Annotated in this window: 2 protein-coding genes; one reads left to right on the top strand and one right to left on the bottom strand. The window is 38.2% G+C overall.

From position 1 onward, the window contains the following. The coding region (locus ACFIJP_RS09085; RefSeq protein ID WP_375627086.1) for a hypothetical protein at window positions 1-188 on the bottom strand (188 nt) is incomplete at its 3' end. 625 nt (window positions 189-813) lie between these two features. Between ACFIJP_RS09085 and ACFIJP_RS09080 the strand changes: the two genes are divergently transcribed. Further along, on the top strand, window positions 814-1500 hold a 687-nt coding region (locus tag ACFIJP_RS09080), incomplete at its 3' end, for a POTRA domain-containing protein (RefSeq protein ID WP_375627084.1).

The following is a 1500-nucleotide window of genomic DNA, read 5'->3' as shown; positions in this document are numbered from 1 at the left end:
GCCCATTCACAATAGGTTTGAACCTTTTCGTATTCCTGCTTTTGAAGCGGGTCGTTTGTCAAATAAGCCATGACAAGGTTTTCAAACATGGTTCCCAATTCACGGGGTGATTTTGCTTGTTGACGATAATATTCTAAGAGAGAGCGTAAAGAGACATGTTCATGATCAGAATGATGAGGGCGAAGCATAAAGAATAAACTCCATAGCAATATATTCTATTGATTAATTCTCTTCAAAAGAATCAAAATGAAGTTAATTAAATCCATTTAGGACAAATAGCGAGTATCAGAAGAGGTAAAGTCATTCAAAAGCGGATAAATTTTTTCAAAAAGTTTTTTAAAGGCTGTTTATCCACAGCCCATGACACGGGGTCAGATCAGCAAAATAGTGAAATTTGCTATTCGTTTCACGGGTTAATCAAGACAAATGAAGCATGTGCCTTGATAGGTTTTATAGATAGGTTTTGAAGGTTTCTCAAAAACTTCAAAACTCATAGATAAGGCGTTCTTTGGAGATTCACTCTATGAATGCAAGGGGATATGGTTGAGCAAATTTATCCTTTATATTTATGGGGATATTGATGTATTAACCATTGACGGGCTAAACAGTTTTGTTTAGAGGTTTCTTCATATAAATGTGGGGGAGAAATCTTCAGCAGTTAAAATAAAGTGGTTTTTGTAAAATAGAGCAGTTTTTGGGTGTCACTTTTCTTTGGTAACAGAGGCATGTGCTTTTGTTAAAAGCGTCATAGGGCAGTGGCTGTTTTGAGTGGACTTGTTAGAGGTTCCATGAAGTTCTTTTAAACAATGCTTCATGAATAGTGCAAAGCGGGGGCAATCTGTATTGTTTTCTGTATTTTTACGCCAAAGTTCTCTTTTGAGAATTTTTCGTGCCATTTTTGTTTTCTTTGGCTTGTTTACAGGTGTAAATGTTTATGCGCGCTCCTCAGCTATTTTTCATTCCCCAACCGATAATTTTTCTCGCCAACAATCTGAGAAGCAGCAATTAGAAAGAATTGAGAAATTACGCGCTTTAACGCCTAAAAGGATCAAGACGCCTTCAGAGCAAAATCCAGAAACGCTTTTGGGTGGGAAGCAATGTTTTCCCATTCATGCTCTTGTTGTTGAGGGAGTGCATCATGTCAAAAAGCGCTCTATATCAGCCGTAACAGAGCCTTATGTTGGAAGATGTATCGGTCTTTTTGATATTCAGCTCTTAATCAAGAAGTTAACCAAAGTTTATTTGGATCAAGGCTATGTGACGGCGCGTTTTTACATTCCTGATCAAGATATCAAAAACAGCAAGACGCTCAAATTTGTTGTCGTTGAGGGGAAGCTTTCAGAGATTTACTATAATGGTTCACCGGCGTCTCGTTATAACAATGTTGTATGGAGTGCTTTTCCTGGGCTTCAAGGTCATGTTTTGAACATGCGCGATATTGAACAGGGGCTTGATCAGATCAACCGTTTGAGTTCAGCGCACGCTCAAAGCGAACTTCTT

Source organism: Bartonella sp. MU37NMGALS, assembly GCF_042194015.1.
GTDB lineage: Bacteria > Pseudomonadota > Alphaproteobacteria > Rhizobiales > Rhizobiaceae > Bartonella > Bartonella grahamii.
Note: the sequence above shows the minus strand (reverse complement) of the source record. Positions and strands in the feature narration are given on the sequence as shown.